Origin of the sequence: Streptomyces sp. NPDC014801, assembly GCF_043082085.1 — a bacterium.
Taxonomy (GTDB): Bacteria; Actinomycetota; Actinomycetes; order Streptomycetales; family Streptomycetaceae; genus Streptomyces.
The window spans coordinates 409,768-425,515 of sequence record NZ_JBIBXG010000008.1; the positions used below are offsets into that span (position 1 = coordinate 409,768).

Below are 15,748 nucleotides of genomic sequence, written 5' to 3' on the forward strand. Positions count from 1 at the left end.
GAATCAGACGGCTGCGGGACGCCGGACGGTGTACAGCGTCTGCGGCGCGTCCCACTCCACGAACGTCTCGACCAGCCGCATGCCGAGGGCTTCCAGGAGCCGGCGGGAGCGGAGGTTGGCCTCCTGGGTGACCGCGACGACCGACGGGTCGTCCGAGGGGACGTGCTCGAAGGCCCAGTCGATCGCGGCGGCGACGGCCTCCCGGGCGTAGCCGTGGCCCCAGTGCTCCGGCAGGAAGGAGTACGACACCTCCCGCCGGCCGGCGAACCGGGACACCGTGTCGATGGTCACCGAGCCGAGCACCGCCGCCTCCCGGTCCCGGGCGGCGACGGCGAACAGACCGGGGCGGCCGGCGAAGTGCCGCCGGTACGCCCCGAGTCGGTCCTGCGCGACCGGCCCGCCGAGGTACCGCCGTACCTCGGCGTCGGTCCACAACCGGGTGAACGCGGGCGCGTCGACGGCCTCGGCGGGCCGCAGGACCAGCCGGGACGTGCGCAGGACGCACGGCCAGGACGCGGCGAGCGACGATGACGACATGCGGGTGATCATCGCATCATCGGTCCGGCGCGACGGAGCCGGTGCCGGTCCCGGTGGCTGCCCTGTGCGCGCCTCCCCGCGTGCGTGCGCGTGGCCGCGCCGGTCAGCCGAGCCGGAGCACGCTCGACGTCCGTTCGGCCATGCGCTGTTCGCCGAGCGCGTTGGGGTGGACCGGCACGATGTTCTGCCCGAACAGCAGGGGCTCGATCCAGCGCGTGCCCGGGGCCTGGCAGGCGTCGTGGCCGTCGGAGGCGGCGGCGAAGTCGACGTAGGTCGCCCCGGTCTCGCGGGCGGCGCGTGCCACGACGGCGTTGAGGTGGGCCTGGATGCCGCGCAGATAGGGCACGTCGCCCTCGGCCACCGGGAGTTTGAGGAAGCAGGAGGGGTCGTAGGTCTGCGGGACGATCCAGGGATACCCGAGGGCTGCCACGCGCGCGTGGGGGGCCTTGGCGCGCACGCCGCGCAGCGCCGCGACCAGGGCGGGATAGGTGTTGGCCTCGATCTGGTCGTCGAAGGACGAGCCGAAGTGGTCCTTGCAGGGGCTGCCCTTGCCTCCGGTGAGGACGCCCGCGGTGCCGCAGGAGACGACGGCGTTGATGAAGGTGTTGTTGTCGTTGCCGCCGATCGTCAGCGTCACCAGGTCGGTGTCCGCGCCGACGGCGTCGAGCTGCGGCGCCGTCCCCGGGTACTGCGCCTGGGTGAAGTCCTTGGTCTGGGCGCCCCCGCAGGTGACGTCCGTCAGCCGGGCGCCCGTGCGGTCGGCGAGGACGTGCGGGTAGTTCGCCGTGGAGCGCAGGCACAGCAGGTTCGTGGGGTCGACGGGCAGGACTCCGGAACCGGCGCTGTAACTGTCGCCGAGGGCCACGTAGTCGAGGGGAGCGGGGGCGGCGTGGGCGGGGGCGGCGGTGAAGCTCAGGGCCATCGCGGTGGCTGTCGCGGCCATGACATGGCGCAGGGCGGGCTTCGGCATGTGCTCTCACTTTCTCGGAAGGCGCACGCGTGACGGCGGGCGCGACGAGGCCCGCGCGGCGTGCAGGGGAGCGAGAAATTGCGGCTCGGAGCAGGGGGAGTGCCTACGGCCGTGTCATGGACGTGGGGGGTGCACGGCGACGGCCGGGAGGACCGCCCGCAGGGTTACTGCGCGGTTCTACCGATAGGTAATGTGCAGCCGGTGAGACAGTGAGTCAACAAGCTGGACGGAAGTTCTTGAAACGCTGACCATCCGCGTGGCGTCAGTGCCGCGTCACCGCGGCGGCTGCCACTCGAACATCATGATCGTCGCGTCGTCCCGCAGCCGGCTGGCCTGCCCGTCGAGGATCGAGTGGATGAGGCGGCGCAGCGTCTCCGCGGCCAGCTCCCCGGAGGCGGTGGCCCGGATGACGTAGTCGGCGAACCGCTGGAGGCCGAACAGCTCCCCGTCGTGGGTGCGCGCCTCCGTGACGCCGTCGGTGTACAGCAGCACCCGGTCGCCGGGTTGCAGGACGAACTCGTGGATCTGCCGCTCCCGGCTCGACAGCAGGCGCGCCAGCCCCAGCGGCGGGTCCGGCTCGCGCTCCAGCGCGTCCACGATCAGCCGGTGGTCGCGGATCAGCAGCGGCGCGGGGTGGCCGCAGTTGCTCCACCGCAGCACCCCCGTGGCCAGGTCCAGTTGCGCCACCACGGCGGTGCAGAACTGCTCCGGCAGCCAGGTGGCCAGCGCGCTGTCGATGCTGTTGACCAGCTCGGGCAGGTCGGAGCCGCTGCGCCGGGCGTTGCGGCACGCGGCCAGCGACACGGCGCTGGTGAGCCCGGACGCCAGGTTGTGCCCCAGCGAGTCCAGCACGGTGGCGTGCAGCACCGTGTCGCTGAGCGCGTGGTCGAAGGCGTCGCCGCCGATCTCGTAGGCGGGTTCCAGGACGGCCGTGGAGACGGCCCGGGCGTTGCCGATGGTGCGCGGCGGCAGGAAGGCGCGCAGCATCTCCGACGGCAGCTGCATCCGCTCGGTGCGGGTGCGCCGCGTGAAGGAGTCCTGGTAGGCGCGCCGGGACGTGATCATCATGGCGAGGAGCGTGGCGAGCGCCCGGCCACGGGTCAGCGAGGCCGTGGTGAGGGCGGGGGTGTAGACCGCGAGGACGCCCAGCCGCTCGGCGCCGTCCAGCAGCGGGAACCAGGCGATGATCGCGCCGGTCTCGGACTCCTCCACGCGCAGCGCCTGGGTGCGGTACGTCCAGCCGGCGAGCGAGCCGTCGATGGGCAGCGTGGAGGTCACGTCGGTGAGCGGGATCAGATGACGCTGCTGCAGGTCGGCGAGGTACACCACGGAGCGCTGCAGGCCGAGGGCCTTGGTGCAGCGGGCCGCGGCGTCGCCCAGGTCCAGGGTGGAGTTGGCCGGATCGGCCAGGAACTCCTCGAGCAGGTCGTCGGCGGTCTCTCCCGTCACCACCCGTGCTCCCCTCGTCCGGCGGCTGCGTCGGCCGTCACCGCTCAGCAGTCTCACACCGCGCGCACCGCCCCGCAGGCCGGAAGGGGCCGTATGGCGGCGTCCGCCTCCGATGCGCGCGGCCCCGTCCCGAGGCCCGTCTTTGTCCTTGGACAATGCCTTGTCCACTCCAAATTGTACTGTTACTTTCTCCCTCATGACCCACATCTTCGGAGAGCTGCTCTCGGTCAACCTCGGGCAGGCGGGGCCGATGACCGTCCAGGGCGAGACGATCGTCACGGGCTTCGACAAGCGCCCCACCGAGGGCGCCGCGCGGGTGGAGGCGGACGGACCGGCCGCGGACGACCACGTCGACGACGCCGGTGATCCGGACCGCGCCGTGCTGTGCTACCAGCTGCGTCACTACGACGACTGGCGCCGCGAGCTGGGCCGCGACCTGCCGCCGGGCACCTTCGGGGAGAACCTGACCGTGGACGGCCCCGCCGACGACGAGGTCCTGATCGGCGACGAACTGCGGGTCGGCGAGGTCCTGCTGCGGGTGACGCAGCCGCGCATCCCCTGCCGCAAGATGGCCGTCCGGCTCGGCCGGGAGGACATCCCGGCGCGCTATCTCGCCGGCGGGCGCGTCGGCTTCTTCTGCCGCGTCGTCGAGCCCGGTCTGCTGCGCGCCGGCGACAAGATGGAGCTCGTGCGGCGCGGGGAGAGCGGTGTGTCGGTCGCCGAAGTCGCCCGCGTCCTGCACCGGGAGCGGCCCGACGCCGCGGCGCTCACCAGGGTGCTGGGATGCGACGACCTGCCGCCGGCCCTGCGCGCCAAGGCGGAACGGCTGCTCGCCCGGGCCACCGGCACGGGGGAGGAGTGGTCCGGCGAGCGGACCATGATCGTCACGGCCCGCCGCCGGGAGGCGGAGGACGTCGTCTCCTTCGACCTCGCCGACCCCGACGGCGTCCGGCTGCCCGACTTCGCGGCGGGGCAGTTCCTGACGCTGTCGCTCGACATACCCGGCATCGCGCGGCCCGTCGTGCGGACGTACACCGTCGCCGGACGCACCGAGGACGGCCTCGGCTACCGCGTCGCGGTCAAGCGCGCGCCCGCCCCGGCCGGCGCTACCGGCGTCCCCGACGGCCTCGCCTCCGCCCATCTGCACACCGAGGTCGCCGTGGGGACACGGCTGCGGGCGCGGGCGCCCCGCGGCCGGTTCGTCGTACGGCCGGGCCGGCGCCCCGTCGTGCTCGTCAGCGCGGGCATCGGCATCACGCCCCTGCTCGCGATGCTCGCCCACCTCGCCGCGGAGGACGGGGAGACGGCCCGTGCCGTCCACTTCGTCCACGGGGCCCGCTCCTCGCGCGAGCTCGCCTTCGGGTCGTACGTCCGTGACCTGGCCGCCTCCCAGGAGCGCATCCGCACGCACCTGATGTTCAGCCGCCCCCTGCCCGAGGACCGTCCGGGACGGGACCACGACGAGACCGGACGCGTCACCCCGGCCGTGCTGGAGCGGATCCTGCCCTCGCTCGACGCCGACTACTACGTGTGCGGGCCCTCCGGGTTCATGGCGGACATCGTCGGCGGCCTCGCCGAGCGGGGCGTCCCCGCCGACCGTATCCACCACGAGTTCTTCGGCGCCGCGAGGCCGCTGCCCGGCGAGGAGCAGGCCGACGCCGGTCCCGTGGTGTGCGGCGCCGACGGGCGGCCGGTCACCGTGACCTTCGCCCGCTCCGGGGTGACCGTGCCGTGGCGGGAGAACACCTTCAGCCTGCTCGCCCTCGCCGAACAGGCCGGGCTGCGCCCCGACGCCTCCTGCCGGACCGGGCTGTGCGGCACGTGCGTGACCACCCTCGACGACGGCGAGATCGCCTATGTGATCGACCCGACGGCCCCCGTCGAGCCGGGGCAGGTCCCCGTGTGCTGTGCTCGTCCCACCACGAGCGTCATGATCGACCTGTAGCGGTCCGACGAGAAGACGCGGCCCGGCAGGGTCCGAGGAGAAGCGGTCCGGCAGGGTCCGAGGAGAAACGGTCCCGGTACGGGCGAGGAGAAGACCCGGTACGGGCCGAGGAGAAGAGGAGAACGATGGCGGCCGATCCCCGCCTGTTCGCACGGCTGCTGGAGGACGACGCGACGACCGGCCCGGTGTACCGGCGCATCGCGGAGGCCATCGCCACCGCGGTGACCACCGGCAGCCTGTCGGCCGGTGACCGCCTGCCCACGCACCGCGAGCTGGCCCGCGAACTCGGCGTCGCCGTTCCCACGGTGAGCCGCGCCTACCGCGAGGCCGAGGAACAGGGCCTGGTCACCAGCACCGTCGGCCGCGGCACCTTCGTCGCCGGCGCCTCCGGCATCCCCCACCTGCGCGACACCCCCGCCCCCGGGGAGAGCAGCGGGCCCGTGCGGCTCGACATGGCGGTCAACGCCCCCGCGCGCGGCCGCCACGAGGAGATGCTGCGCCGCACGCTCGCCACGTTCGCGGCCTCCGCCGACCTCGGCGCCCTGCTCGGCTACGAGCCCGACATCGGCAGCCGGGAACACCGGCACGGCGCGAGCCGCTGGCTGGCCCGCAGCGGCGTGGAGGCCGGCCCCGACCAGGTGGCGATCTGCCACGGCAGCCAGCACGCCCTGCTGGTGGCGTTCGGCGCCGCCCTGCGGGCCGGCGAGACCCTGCTGACCGAGTCCCTGACCTACCCCGGCGCCAAGTCCGCCGCACAGTTGCTGGGCATCGGCAGATCCGCCGTCGCCATGGACGACGAGGGGCTGATCCCGGAGGCACTGGAAGAAGCCTGCGCCGCCACCCCGGCGGCCCGCGCCCTGTACTGCATGCCGACCGCCCACAACCCGACCACCGCCACCCTGCCGCTCGCGCGGCGCGAGGCGATCGCCGGCATCGCGCGCCGCCACGACCTGATCATCGTCGAGGACGACGCCTTCGGGCTGCTCTCCGACCACACCGGTCTGCCCCCGCTGGCCGCCCTGGCGCCCGAGCGCACCCTGTTCCTCACCAGTCTGTCCAAGACGCTCGCCCCCGGGCTGCGCTGCGGCTTCCTCGCCGGGCCGCCCGAACTGGCCGGCCGGCTCGGCGCACTCATCCGCGCCACCGTCTTCAACCCCGCCCCGCTCGCCACCGCCGTCGCCCTGAGCTGGCTCGGTGACGGCACCGCGGACCGCCTGCTGGACTGGCAGCGCCAGGAGATGCGGCGCCGCCGTACCGCCACCGTGAACCTGCTGGCCGGCACGCCCGCGATCAGCGCCGTACGGGCCGACGCCCTGCACGCGTGGGTGGAGCTGCGCGAGCCCTGGACGGCCTCCGAGGTGCTCGCCCTCGCCGAGGGTCATGGCATCTCCCTCGGCCCGACGCTGTACTTCAGCGCCACCGAGGAGCCGTCGCCGCGCGCCGTACGCATGTGCCTGGGCAACGCGCCGGACGTCGGCACCCTGACCGGGGCCCTGCGCACCCTGGCCGACGCGCTGGCCCGCGGCCGTCCGGCCTGGGCCGCCAACACCCGTGTGTGAGCGGGCCGTCGGCGGGGAGAGCGGGCCCTACGGGGAGGCAGGGGCCGGTGTGACCTATGCCCCAGGTCGCAGGTCGCAGGTCGCAGGTCGCAGGTCGCAGGTCGCCCGGCCCGCCAGGTCGTCGCCCGGGCCACCCGGTCGCTGAACGAGATGCCGGGCCACTGCGCGCGGGGCCCCCACCGCCGGCGCCGGCCTCCTGGTCGCCGACGGCCCGCCCGGCGCTGCCCCGCCGTCACGGGCCTGCAGGCGGCCGGCGTCGGCGGCGTCGCCGGGCGCCTCCGAGACACCGGGCACCCCGGCCGCCGCGGCGGACACGGCTCCCGTTCCCGCAGCCGTGGCGACGTGGCGTGACCCGGAGGGACTGTCTGCGCTCGCCCGCCCCGGAGCCCCGGTGTTAGAAAGGGGACATGGGCGGACGGTCGCGCTGGTCCCGCGCGAGGACCGCGCCGCCGCCGAAGGGCGCACGGCGGCTGCGCGATGCGTCTCGTCCGCGGGGAGACGCGAACCACCGTTCCGGCCGGTCGCACGGCACCGGACGGAACGGCGCGGAGACCCGGGGGAACGGCAGGCAGCGCAGCCCGGGCGCCCACCGCCTGTCGCCGTCGCTGAGCGTCCGCACCTTCGCCACCCAGGTGTTCCTGCTCCAGGCCCTGATCATGCTGGTGCTCGTCGCCGCGGCCGCCACCGCCCTGGTCGTACAGGGCCGCTACGACGGCGAGCGCAACGCCAAGAACCGCTCCCTGGCCACCGCGGAGGCGTTCGCGCACGCGCCCGGCACAGCCCTGGCCCTGCGCTCCCCGTACCCCACCTCGCAGCTGCAGGGGCCTGCTGAGCAGGCACGGCAGGGCTCCGGCGTCGACTTCATCAGCGTCCTCGACAAGCGCGGGGTGCGGCTCAGCGACACCGACCCGTCCCTGATCGGCACCCGGGCGCAGGGGGTCGAGCGGGCCGCCTCGGGCGAGGCGTTCACCGAGACCTTCCACGGCGAGCCGTCCGACGCCGTGCGCGCCGTGGTGCCCGTGACCGACGCCAGCCGCCGCGTGGTCGGCATGGTCAGCGCCGGCATCCGGGTCGAGACCCTCGGGCACCTCCTGAACCAGCAGGTGCCGGTCATGGTCGGCGCCTCCGTCGTCGCGCTGGCGCTCGCGACCGGCGGCACCGCCCTGGTCGGCCGCCGGCTGCGGCGGCAGACGCACGGCCTCGGCCCCGCCGAGATGACCCGGATGTACGAGCACCACGACGCCGTCCTGCACGCCGTCCGCGAGGGCGTCCTGATCATCGGCGCCGACGGCCGCGTGCTGCTCGCCAACGACGAGGCCCGCCGCCTGCTGGACCTCCCCGACGACGCCGACCAGCGCGAGGTCGGCGACCTCGGTCTCGGCGCCGGCCTGACCCGCATCCTGGCGTCCGGGGAGGCCGCCTCCGACCAGGTCATCCCCGCCGGGGACCGGCTGCTCGCCGTCAACACCCGGCCGACCGCTCCGTACGGCGGCGTCCAGGGCATGGTCGCCACCTTCCGCGACACCACCGAACTGAGCGCCCTGTCCGGCCAGGCCGAGGTGGCCCGCGGCCGGCTGACGCTGCTGTACGAGGCGGGCGTGCGCATCGGCACCACGCTCGACATGCGCCGCACCGCGGAGGAACTGGCCGACGTCGCGGTCCCGCGCATGGCGGACTTCGTCACCGTCGAACTGCTCGACTCGGTGCTGCGCGGCGAGGAGCCCACCGGGACCGTGAAGCAGATGCGGCGCACCGCGCTCAGCGAGTCGCAGACGGGGCACCCCTTGCAGCCGGTCGGCGACCTGATCCGGTTCGTCGCGGCCGACACCCCCATGGTGGCGGCGCTGCACGGCGGCAAGGCCGTACTGGTGCCGAACCTCCAGCACGCCGAGGACTGGCGGGCCCACGACCCGCAGGGCGCGCGACGCGCCCTGGACTACGGCATCCACTCGCTGATCACCGTCCCGCTGCGGGCGCGCGGCGTGGTCCTCGGCATGGTCAACTTCTGGCGCGGCGAGGGCTCGGCGCCGTTCGAGGAGGAGGACGCCGCCGTCGCCGAGGAGCTGGTCGCCCGGGCGGCGGTGGCCATCGACAACGCCCGCCGCTACTCCCGCGAGCACGCCATGGCCGTCACGCTGCAGCGCAGCCTGCTGCCCCGGGACCTGCCCGAGCAGGACGCGCTGGAGGTCGCCTGGCGGTATCTGCCCGCGCAGTCCGGGGTGGGCGGCGACTGGTTCGACGTCATCCCGCTGCCCGGCTTCCGGGTGGCGCTGGTCGTCGGCGACATCGTGGGGCACGGCATGCACGCGGCGGTCACCATGGGCCGGCTGCGCACCGCCGTGCTGAACTTCTCCTCGCTGGACCTGGCCCCCGACGAACTGCTCGGCCACCTCGACGAGATGGTGGCCCGGCTGGACACCCAGGCGGAGACCGCGGAGGGCGCCCCGGCCCCGCTCACCGGCGCCACCTGCCTGTACGCCATCTACGACCCCGTCGGCGGCCGCTGCACCCTCTCGCGCGCCGGGCATCTCGCGCCGGCCGTGGTGGACCCGCTCGGCCGCGTGACCTTCCCCGAGATCCCCGTCTCGCCGCCGCTCGGCGTGGGCGGGTTCCCGTTCGAGTCGGGGGAGCTGGAGCTGGCCGAGGGCAGCCGTCTGGTGCTGTTCACGGACGGGCTGATCGAGGACCGCGGACGGGACATCGACGAGGGCTTGGCCATACTCCGCGAGGCCGTGGCCCGCCCGGACGGCACCCCGGAGGAGACCTGCCGGACGCTGATGGAGACGATGCTGCCCACCCACCCCAGCGACGACGTGGCACTGCTGGTGGCCCGCACCCGGCTGCTCGGCCCGTCCCACGTGGCGTCCTGGGACGTGCCGTTCGACGTGACGGAGGTGTCCCGGGTCCGGGCCGAGGCCGGCCGCCGGCTGCAGGAGTGGGGGCTGGAGGAGGAGTCGTTCAGCACCGAGCTGATCCTCAGCGAACTCCTCACCAACGCCATCCGGTACGGCGCCCCGCCCGTCGGGGTCAGGCTGCTGCTCGGCCGCACCCTGGTGTGCGAGGTGTCCGACGGCAGCAACACCTCGCCGCGCCTGCGCCGGGCCGCGACCACCGACGAGGGAGGGCGCGGTCTGTTCCTCGTCTCCCAGTTCGCCCAGCGCTGGGGCACCCGCTACGCCGCGCACGGCAAGGTGATCTGGGCCGAGCAGTCGCTGGGCGGCTCGGCCCTGCCGGACGCGGCGCTGCTGATGGACGAGATGGCCTGGTGACAGCGGCCGTCCCGGCGGTCTCGCGGTGACCTGCGCGGCGACCTCCGCGGTGTTCTCCGCGGTGACCGGGTCCGCGGCCGCGGTGGCGGGCCAAGGGGCGCGGTGGCGGGCCGGGCGGCGCGGGCCGGGGGCGGGTCAGGACTCCAGGACGACGGTGCCCAGGCGGCTGACCATGGCGGGGTCGCGGTGGTCGAAGAACAGCGACGCGCCGGTGTCCAGGGCGGCGACGGCCGCCATCTCCTCCTCGGTGAGCTCGAAGCCGAAGACGTCGATGTTCTCCGCCATCCGCTCGGCGCGCACCGACTTGGGGATCACGACGACGCCGCGCTGGATCAGCCAGCGCAGCACGACCTGCGCCACGGACCTGTCGTGCGCGGAGGCGATCCGGGTGAGCACCGGATGCGTGAACAGGTTGTTGCGGCCCTCGGCGAACGGCCCCCACGACTCGATCTGCACCCCGCGCTCGCGCATCAGCTCCTGATCGGCGGTGCGCTGGAAGAACGGGTGGGTCTCGATCTGGTTCACCGCGGGCGTGACCTCGTTGTGGTCGATGAGGTCGACCAGGCGGTCCGGGTGGAAGTTGGACACGCCGACGGCCCGCACGAGGCCCTCGCGCAGCATGCGCTCCATCGCGCGCCAGGAGCCGTAGACGTCGCCGTAGGGCTGGTGGATCAGGTACAGGTCGACGTGGTCCAGGCCCAGCTTGCGCAGCGAGGTCTCGCAGGCGCGCCGGGCCCGGTCCTCGCCGGCGTCGGAGATCCACAGCTTCGTCGTGACGAACAGGTCCTCGCGCGGGATGCCGCTGTCGCGGACGGCACGGCCGACGGCCTCCTCGTTGCCGTAGGCGGCCGCGGTGTCCAGGGAGCGGTAGCCCGCGGCGAGGGCGTCGCGCACGGCCTGCTCGGTCTGCTCGGGCGGGATCTGGTAGACGCCGAAGCCGAGGATCGGCATCTCGACGCCGTTGTTGAGGGTGACGGTCTGCATGGGCTGTCCCAACGCTCGGCAGGGGGTTCGCCTGCACGGTTACCCGCTGGGCGAGGTCGTCTCCCGGCCCGTGCTCCAAGCGGGGACGGCACCCTCGCCCGGCTCGGCCAGGGTGCGCAGCAGCAGCCAGCTCACCGCGGGCAGGACGATCAGCGGGGTCAGCGCGGTCCGCAGCGAGGTCGCGTCGGCGAGGGCGCCGATGAGCGGGCCGGCCAGTCCGCCGACGCTCACCGTCAGCCCCAGGGTGATCCCGCTCGCGGTGCCGACCCGGCTGGGCAGATAGTCCTGGCCGAGCGTGACCTGCAGGGAGAACGGCACGTACAGGCCGATCGAGGCCAGTGCGACGAAGACGAAGAGGACCGGGCCGCTGCCGAGCACGACCCCGGCGACCGCGCCGACGCCGAGCAGGTACGCCCACCGGGACACCATGACGCGGCCCCAGCGGCCGGCCAGGCTCCCGCCGAGCACCGAGCCCACCGCTCCGCCGAGGTACAGCACGAACAGCGCGGCCGTGCCCGCCGCCCGGCCGCCGTCCGTGTGCTGCTCGACGTGCAGCGCCACGAAGGTGCTCAGGCCGGTGAAGACGACCGACCGGCACACGACGACCAGCGTCAGCCGCACGAAGGACGCCGTGTCGTCCCGGCCGCCGCCCTTCGCCGTACCCGGACCGGCCGGCCGCCCGCGTCCCAGCGCGCGCAGCACGGGCACGCAGAGCGCGGTACCGGCCACGGCCGGCACGGCCAGGACGGGCGTCCAGCGCAGCCCCCCGGTGGCCACCACGGCGGCGACCAGCAGGGGAGCGGCGGCGAACCCCACGTTGCCGCCCAGCGCGAACCAGGCCATCGCGCTGTGGCTGCCCCGGGAGACGACGCGGGCGACACGGGCCGCCTCCGGGTGGTAGGCGGCGACCCCGGCCCCGGACACCGCCACGCACGCCAGCGTCAGCGCGTAACCGCCGCCCAGCCCGCTGAGCGCGACACCGAGCCCGCCCAGCAGCGTGCCGCAGGGCAGCAGCCACGGCAGCGCCCGGCGGTCGGTGAGCAGACCGAACACGGGTTGCGCCACCGACGACAGCAGCGAGGCGGCGAGCACGATGCCGGACGCCGCGGCATAGCCGTAGGCGCGTTCGGCGACGAAGCAGGGGACGAGGGAGGCCACGGCGCCCTGGTAGACGTCGACACAGGCGTGGCCGACGGACAGCAGGGTGATCGATGCATGTCTGCGCACCCGCCCATGCTCGGCGCCCCACCCCCTGTCGTACTTCCGATAATCTGCCAAGCAATGACGCGTATCCGCCACACGCCGATCCGCCACACGCCGATCGCCCCCACCAGCACCCGGCTCCTGGCACCGGGCGCGGAGATCGACGCCCACCGGCACGAGGACCACCAGATCGCCTACGCCGGCCGCGGCGTCGTCGCCGTCACCACCGACGCCGGCTCCTGGATCGCCCCCGCCACCCGCGCGCTGTGGATCCCCGCCGGCACCGTCCACGCCCACCAGGCCCACGGCGCCCTCGAACTGCACCTGCTCGGGCTGCCCACCACCGCCAACCCCCTCGGCCTCGACACCCCGACCGTGCTCGGCGTGAGCCCCCTGCTGCGCGAGCTGATCATCGCCTGCACCGGCACTCCCGCCCCCGACGGCCCGGAGCGCCGGCGCCTGCTGGCCGTGCTGCTCGACCAGCTGCGGGCCGCGCCCCAGCAGCCGCTGCACCTGCCCATGCCGGCCGAACCCCGGCTGCGGGCGCTGTGCGCGCTGCTGCGCGCCGACCCCGCCGACGACCGCACGCTCGCCGCACTCGGCCGCGAGGTCGGCGCCGGCGAACGCACCCTCTCCCGGCTGTTCCGCGCCGAACTCGGCATGACCTTCCCGCAGTGGCGCACCCAGGTACGGCTCCACCACGCGCTGGTGCTGCTGGCCGAGGACGTCCCGGTGACGGCCGTCGCGCACCGGTGCGGCTGGTCGTCCGCCAGCGCGTTCATCGACGTCTTCCGGCGCGCCTTCGGGCACACCCCGGGCCGCCACCAGGCCTCGTGACGGGCGACGGCGGCCGTAGGGTGGCGGTGACAGGGTGACCGTGCGGCCGGCGGTGGCCGGGGACGGGAGGAATCAGGACATGGCGGGCGCGGACGCGTTCATGGACCGGCTGAACCCCGAGATGTGCGTGGTCACGGCCGCGTCGGGCACGGAACGCTCCGGCTGCCTCGTGGGGTTCTCCGCCCAGTGCTCCATCGAGCCGGCGCGGTACGCGGTGTGGCTGTCCAAGGCCAACCACACCTACGGCGTGGCCCGCGCCGCCGACCGTCTCGCCGTGCACCTGCTCACCCGCGACCAGCACGAGCTGGCCGCGCTGTTCGGCGGGGAGACCGGGGACACGGTCGACAAGTTCGCCCGGGTGCGTTGGCGCCGGGAGGCCGGAGACGCGGTCGTCCTGGAGGACGCGGCGGCCTGGTTCGTCGGCACCGTGCGCGACCGCCTCGACAGCGGCGACCACGTCTGCTTCGTCCTCGAACCGGAACGCTGGGGCTCCCGGCCCGTCGACGGGCCGCTGCTGCGCCTGCGCGACGCCCTGGACATCGAACCGGGCCATCCGGCGGACTGAGGTTCCCGGCGCGCGATTGTCAGTGGGGGGTGTCACTCTGGGTGGCAGAGCACCTACGGAAGGGAACCGACCGTGATCACCACTGACCTCGCCCCCGGCTCGCCCTGCTGGATCGACCTCGGCGCCCCGGACGTCGGGGCCGCCGCGGCCTTCTACGGCGCGGTGCTCGGCTGGCAGTTCGAGCCGATGGGCGGCGACATGGAGGGCGGCGTGTTCCGCAAGGACGGCAAGACCGTCGCGGGACTCGGCAAGCTGACCGAGGAGGGGGCGCGGTCGGCCTGGATGATCTACTACTGCGTCACCGACGCGGACGCCTCGACCAAGGCGGTGGAGCGCGGCGGCGGCACGGTGCGCGTCGAGCCGCGCGACCTCGGCGAATGGGGGCGGATGGCGCAGTACAGCGACCCGCTGGGCGGCCAGTTCGCCGTCTGGCAGCCCGGGCAGAACGCCGGCTTCGAACTGGCCGACGAGCCCGGGTCGCTGTCCTGGGTGGAGTTCTACACGAGCGACGCGGCCGCCGCGAAGGAGTTCTACGGCTCGGTCTTCGGCTGGCAGTACTCCGACATGGAGATGCCGGGCGGCGCGGGCACGTACACCATGATCACACCGGCCGGGCAGCCCGAGGAGCGGATGCACGGCGGGCTCATGCAGGTCCGCCCGGAGGACCTGTCCCTGACCGGCGGCCGTCCGTACTGGCACCCGGTCTTCGACGTCACCGACTGCGACGCCGCCGTCGCGAAGGTCACCGAGGGCGGCGGCAGCGTGCAGATGGGGCCGGCGGACATGGAGGGCGTCGGCAGACTGGCGGTCTGCCTCGACCCGTCCCGGGCGGACTTCGTCGTGCTCACGCCCGCGCAGCGGTGACGCCGCGGGCCACCGGGGTCCCGGAGGGCGCCCGCGTCCGGCTCACGCCCGCGCGGTGGTGACACCGCGGGCCACCGGAGTCCCGGAGAGCGCCCGCGTCCGGCTCGCGCCCGTGCGGTGGTGACGCCGCGGGCCAACGGAGTCCCGGAGGGCGCCCGCGTCCGGCTCGCGCCCGCGCGGTGGTGACACCGCCGGGCCACCGGGGCCCCGGAGGGCGCCCGCCGTCCGGCGCGTCGCGCCCTTCGACGCCTCGCCCTTCCCGGCCCCGCCCTCGGATGCCTCGCCCTCCGACGCCCCGCCCCGCCCCTATGCGGTGAAGCGCACCGGCAGGCTCTGCGGGCCGCGGATCATCATGCCCGGGCGCCAGGTGATCGCCGCGGGATGGATGTCCAGGGCGAGGTCGGGGCAGCGCTCCAGCAGGGTCCCGATCGCGATGCGGGCCTCCAGCCGGGCCAGCGGCGCCCCCAGGCAGTAGTGGATGCCGTGCCCGAAGGCGACATGGCCCCGGGCGTCCCGGGAGATGTCGAACCGGTCGGGGCCGGCGAACCGCGCGGGATCGCGGTTGGCGTCGGCCAGGGCCACCAGGACCAGTTCGCCCCCTCCGGGCACGACCGTGTCGCCGATCGTGACGGGGTCGACGGTGAAGCGGTAGGTGGGCGTCTCCACCGGGCCGTCGTAGCGCAGCATCTCCTCCACCGCGGCGTCGACACGGCTGGGACGGTCCCGCAGCGCGGCCAGCTGCTCCGGGTGCGTCAGCAGCGCGAGGACGCCGTTGGTGATGAGGTTGACGGTCGTCTCGTGCCCGGCCACGAGCAACAGCCAGGCCATGCCGATGAGTTCGTCGTGGGACAGGCGGTCGCCGTCCTCGTCCGAGCTGTGGATCAGCGCGCTCAGCAGGTCGCTGCCGGACCGCTGCCGCTTGCCCTCCACCAGCTCGGCCAGATAGCCGGCCATCGCCGCCGCCGCGGCCCGGCGGACCTCGGGGTCCAGGGCGCCGAGCGCGTCGTTCGACCAGGTCCTGAAGGACTCCTGGTCCAGGTCCGGCACGCCGAGGAGTTCGCAGATCACGGAGATGGGCAGCGGGAAGGACAGCGCCTCGACGAGGTCGGCGCGGCCGCCGGGAGAGGCGAGCATCCGGTCCAGCAGTGCGTCGGTGGTCTTCTGCACGCGCGGGGCGAGTTCCTCCACGCGCCGCGCGGTGAACTCGCGCGCGACCAGCTTGCGCAGCCGGGTGTGGACCGGCGGGTCGGCCCGGAGCATGTGCACACCGGAGGAGACGCTGCCGATCGGCAGGGCGGGGGACGCCTTGCTCCAGTCCTTCGTCAGCCGGGGGTCCGCGAGCGTGGCACGCCCGGCCTCGTAGCCGACGACGAGCCAGGCGAGCGCGCCCCCTTCGGGCATCCGGACGTGGTGCACGGGTCCCTGCTCCCGTAACCGGGCGTAGACCGGATACGGGTCGCGGGTGAAGGACTCACCGAGTGCGGCGAGATCGACGATGCTCATACGGCTACCACCCCAGGGAAGAAGTCGGGCCCCCATCCTGGCCGAGCGGACCGCGCGGGCCCA

At 74.4% G+C, this 15,748-nt stretch carries 12 protein-coding genes; 6 read left to right on the plus strand and 6 right to left on the minus strand.

Annotated elements, in window-relative coordinates; translation table 11 throughout:
- Positions 1 to 3: 3 nt before the first annotated feature.
- From ACF1AL_RS21770 to ACF1AL_RS21780, 3 genes are all read right to left on the minus strand, one after another.
- A complete protein-coding gene (locus tag ACF1AL_RS21770) occupies positions 4 to 537 on the minus strand; it encodes a GNAT family N-acetyltransferase (protein ID WP_391826963.1) in 534 nt (177 codons plus the stop codon).
- Between the two features lie 103 nt (positions 538 to 640).
- Positions 641 to 1,507 (minus strand): SGNH/GDSL hydrolase family protein, encoded by an 867-nt coding sequence (locus tag ACF1AL_RS21775; protein ID WP_391777617.1) that lies wholly within the window; start codon positions 1,505 to 1,507, stop codon positions 641 to 643.
- Positions 1,508 to 1,780: 273 nt separating this feature from the next.
- On the minus strand, positions 1,781 to 2,959 hold the full coding sequence (locus ACF1AL_RS21780) for a PP2C family protein-serine/threonine phosphatase (RefSeq protein WP_391706032.1): 1,179 nt from the start codon (positions 2,957 to 2,959) through the stop codon (positions 1,781 to 1,783).
- Positions 2,960 to 3,152: 193 nt separating this feature from the next.
- On the opposite strand from ACF1AL_RS21780, the gene ACF1AL_RS21785 reads away from it, so the two are divergent.
- From ACF1AL_RS21785 to ACF1AL_RS21795, 3 genes are all read left to right on the plus strand, one after another.
- Positions 3,153 to 4,901, plus strand: a complete 1,749-nt coding sequence (locus ACF1AL_RS21785; protein ID WP_391826965.1) for an MOSC domain-containing protein — start codon at positions 3,153 to 3,155, stop codon at positions 4,899 to 4,901.
- A 125-nt stretch (positions 4,902 to 5,026) separates the two neighbouring features.
- Entirely contained in the window at positions 5,027 to 6,460 is a 1,434-nt protein-coding gene (locus tag ACF1AL_RS21790; RefSeq protein WP_391826967.1) for a PLP-dependent aminotransferase family protein, read from the plus strand.
- A 407-nt stretch (positions 6,461 to 6,867) separates the two neighbouring features.
- Positions 6,868 to 9,729: a SpoIIE family protein phosphatase gene (locus tag ACF1AL_RS21795; RefSeq protein WP_391777620.1), complete on the plus strand. Its 2,862-nt coding sequence runs from the start codon at positions 6,868 to 6,870 to the stop codon at positions 9,727 to 9,729.
- Positions 9,730 to 9,864: 135 nt separating this feature from the next.
- Here the strand turns inward: ACF1AL_RS21795 and ACF1AL_RS21800 are convergent, their stop codons facing one another.
- On the minus strand, positions 9,865 to 10,713 hold the full coding sequence (locus ACF1AL_RS21800) for an aldo/keto reductase (RefSeq protein WP_391826969.1): 849 nt from the start codon (positions 10,711 to 10,713) through the stop codon (positions 9,865 to 9,867).
- Positions 10,714 to 10,752: 39 nt separating this feature from the next.
- Positions 10,753 to 11,940: an MFS transporter gene (locus ACF1AL_RS21805; protein WP_391826971.1), complete on the minus strand. Its 1,188-nt coding sequence runs from the start codon at positions 11,938 to 11,940 to the stop codon at positions 10,753 to 10,755.
- A 54-nt stretch (positions 11,941 to 11,994) separates the two neighbouring features.
- Between ACF1AL_RS21805 and ACF1AL_RS21810 the strand changes: the two genes are divergently transcribed.
- The 3 genes from ACF1AL_RS21810 (at position 11,995) to ACF1AL_RS21820 (ending at position 14,182) form a co-directional block, all read left to right on the plus strand.
- Positions 11,995 to 12,753, plus strand: coding sequence for an AraC family transcriptional regulator (locus ACF1AL_RS21810; protein ID WP_391826973.1), 759 nt, complete (start codon positions 11,995 to 11,997; stop codon positions 12,751 to 12,753).
- Between the two features lie 79 nt (positions 12,754 to 12,832).
- Complete coding sequence (locus ACF1AL_RS21815) at positions 12,833 to 13,318, plus strand: flavin reductase family protein (RefSeq protein ID WP_391777623.1); 486 nt, start codon at positions 12,833 to 12,835, stop codon at positions 13,316 to 13,318.
- Positions 13,319 to 13,390: 72 nt separating this feature from the next.
- On the plus strand, positions 13,391 to 14,182 hold the full coding sequence (locus ACF1AL_RS21820) for a VOC family protein (RefSeq protein WP_391826976.1): 792 nt from the start codon (positions 13,391 to 13,393) through the stop codon (positions 14,180 to 14,182).
- A gap of 306 nt (positions 14,183 to 14,488) precedes the next feature.
- Here the strand turns inward: ACF1AL_RS21820 and ACF1AL_RS21825 are convergent, their stop codons facing one another.
- The gene (locus ACF1AL_RS21825) at positions 14,489 to 15,685 is read right to left on the minus strand and encodes a cytochrome P450 (protein WP_391826978.1); all 1,197 of its coding nucleotides are present in this window, start codon (positions 15,683 to 15,685) and stop codon (positions 14,489 to 14,491) included.
- Positions 15,686 to 15,748 lie beyond the last annotated feature (63 nt).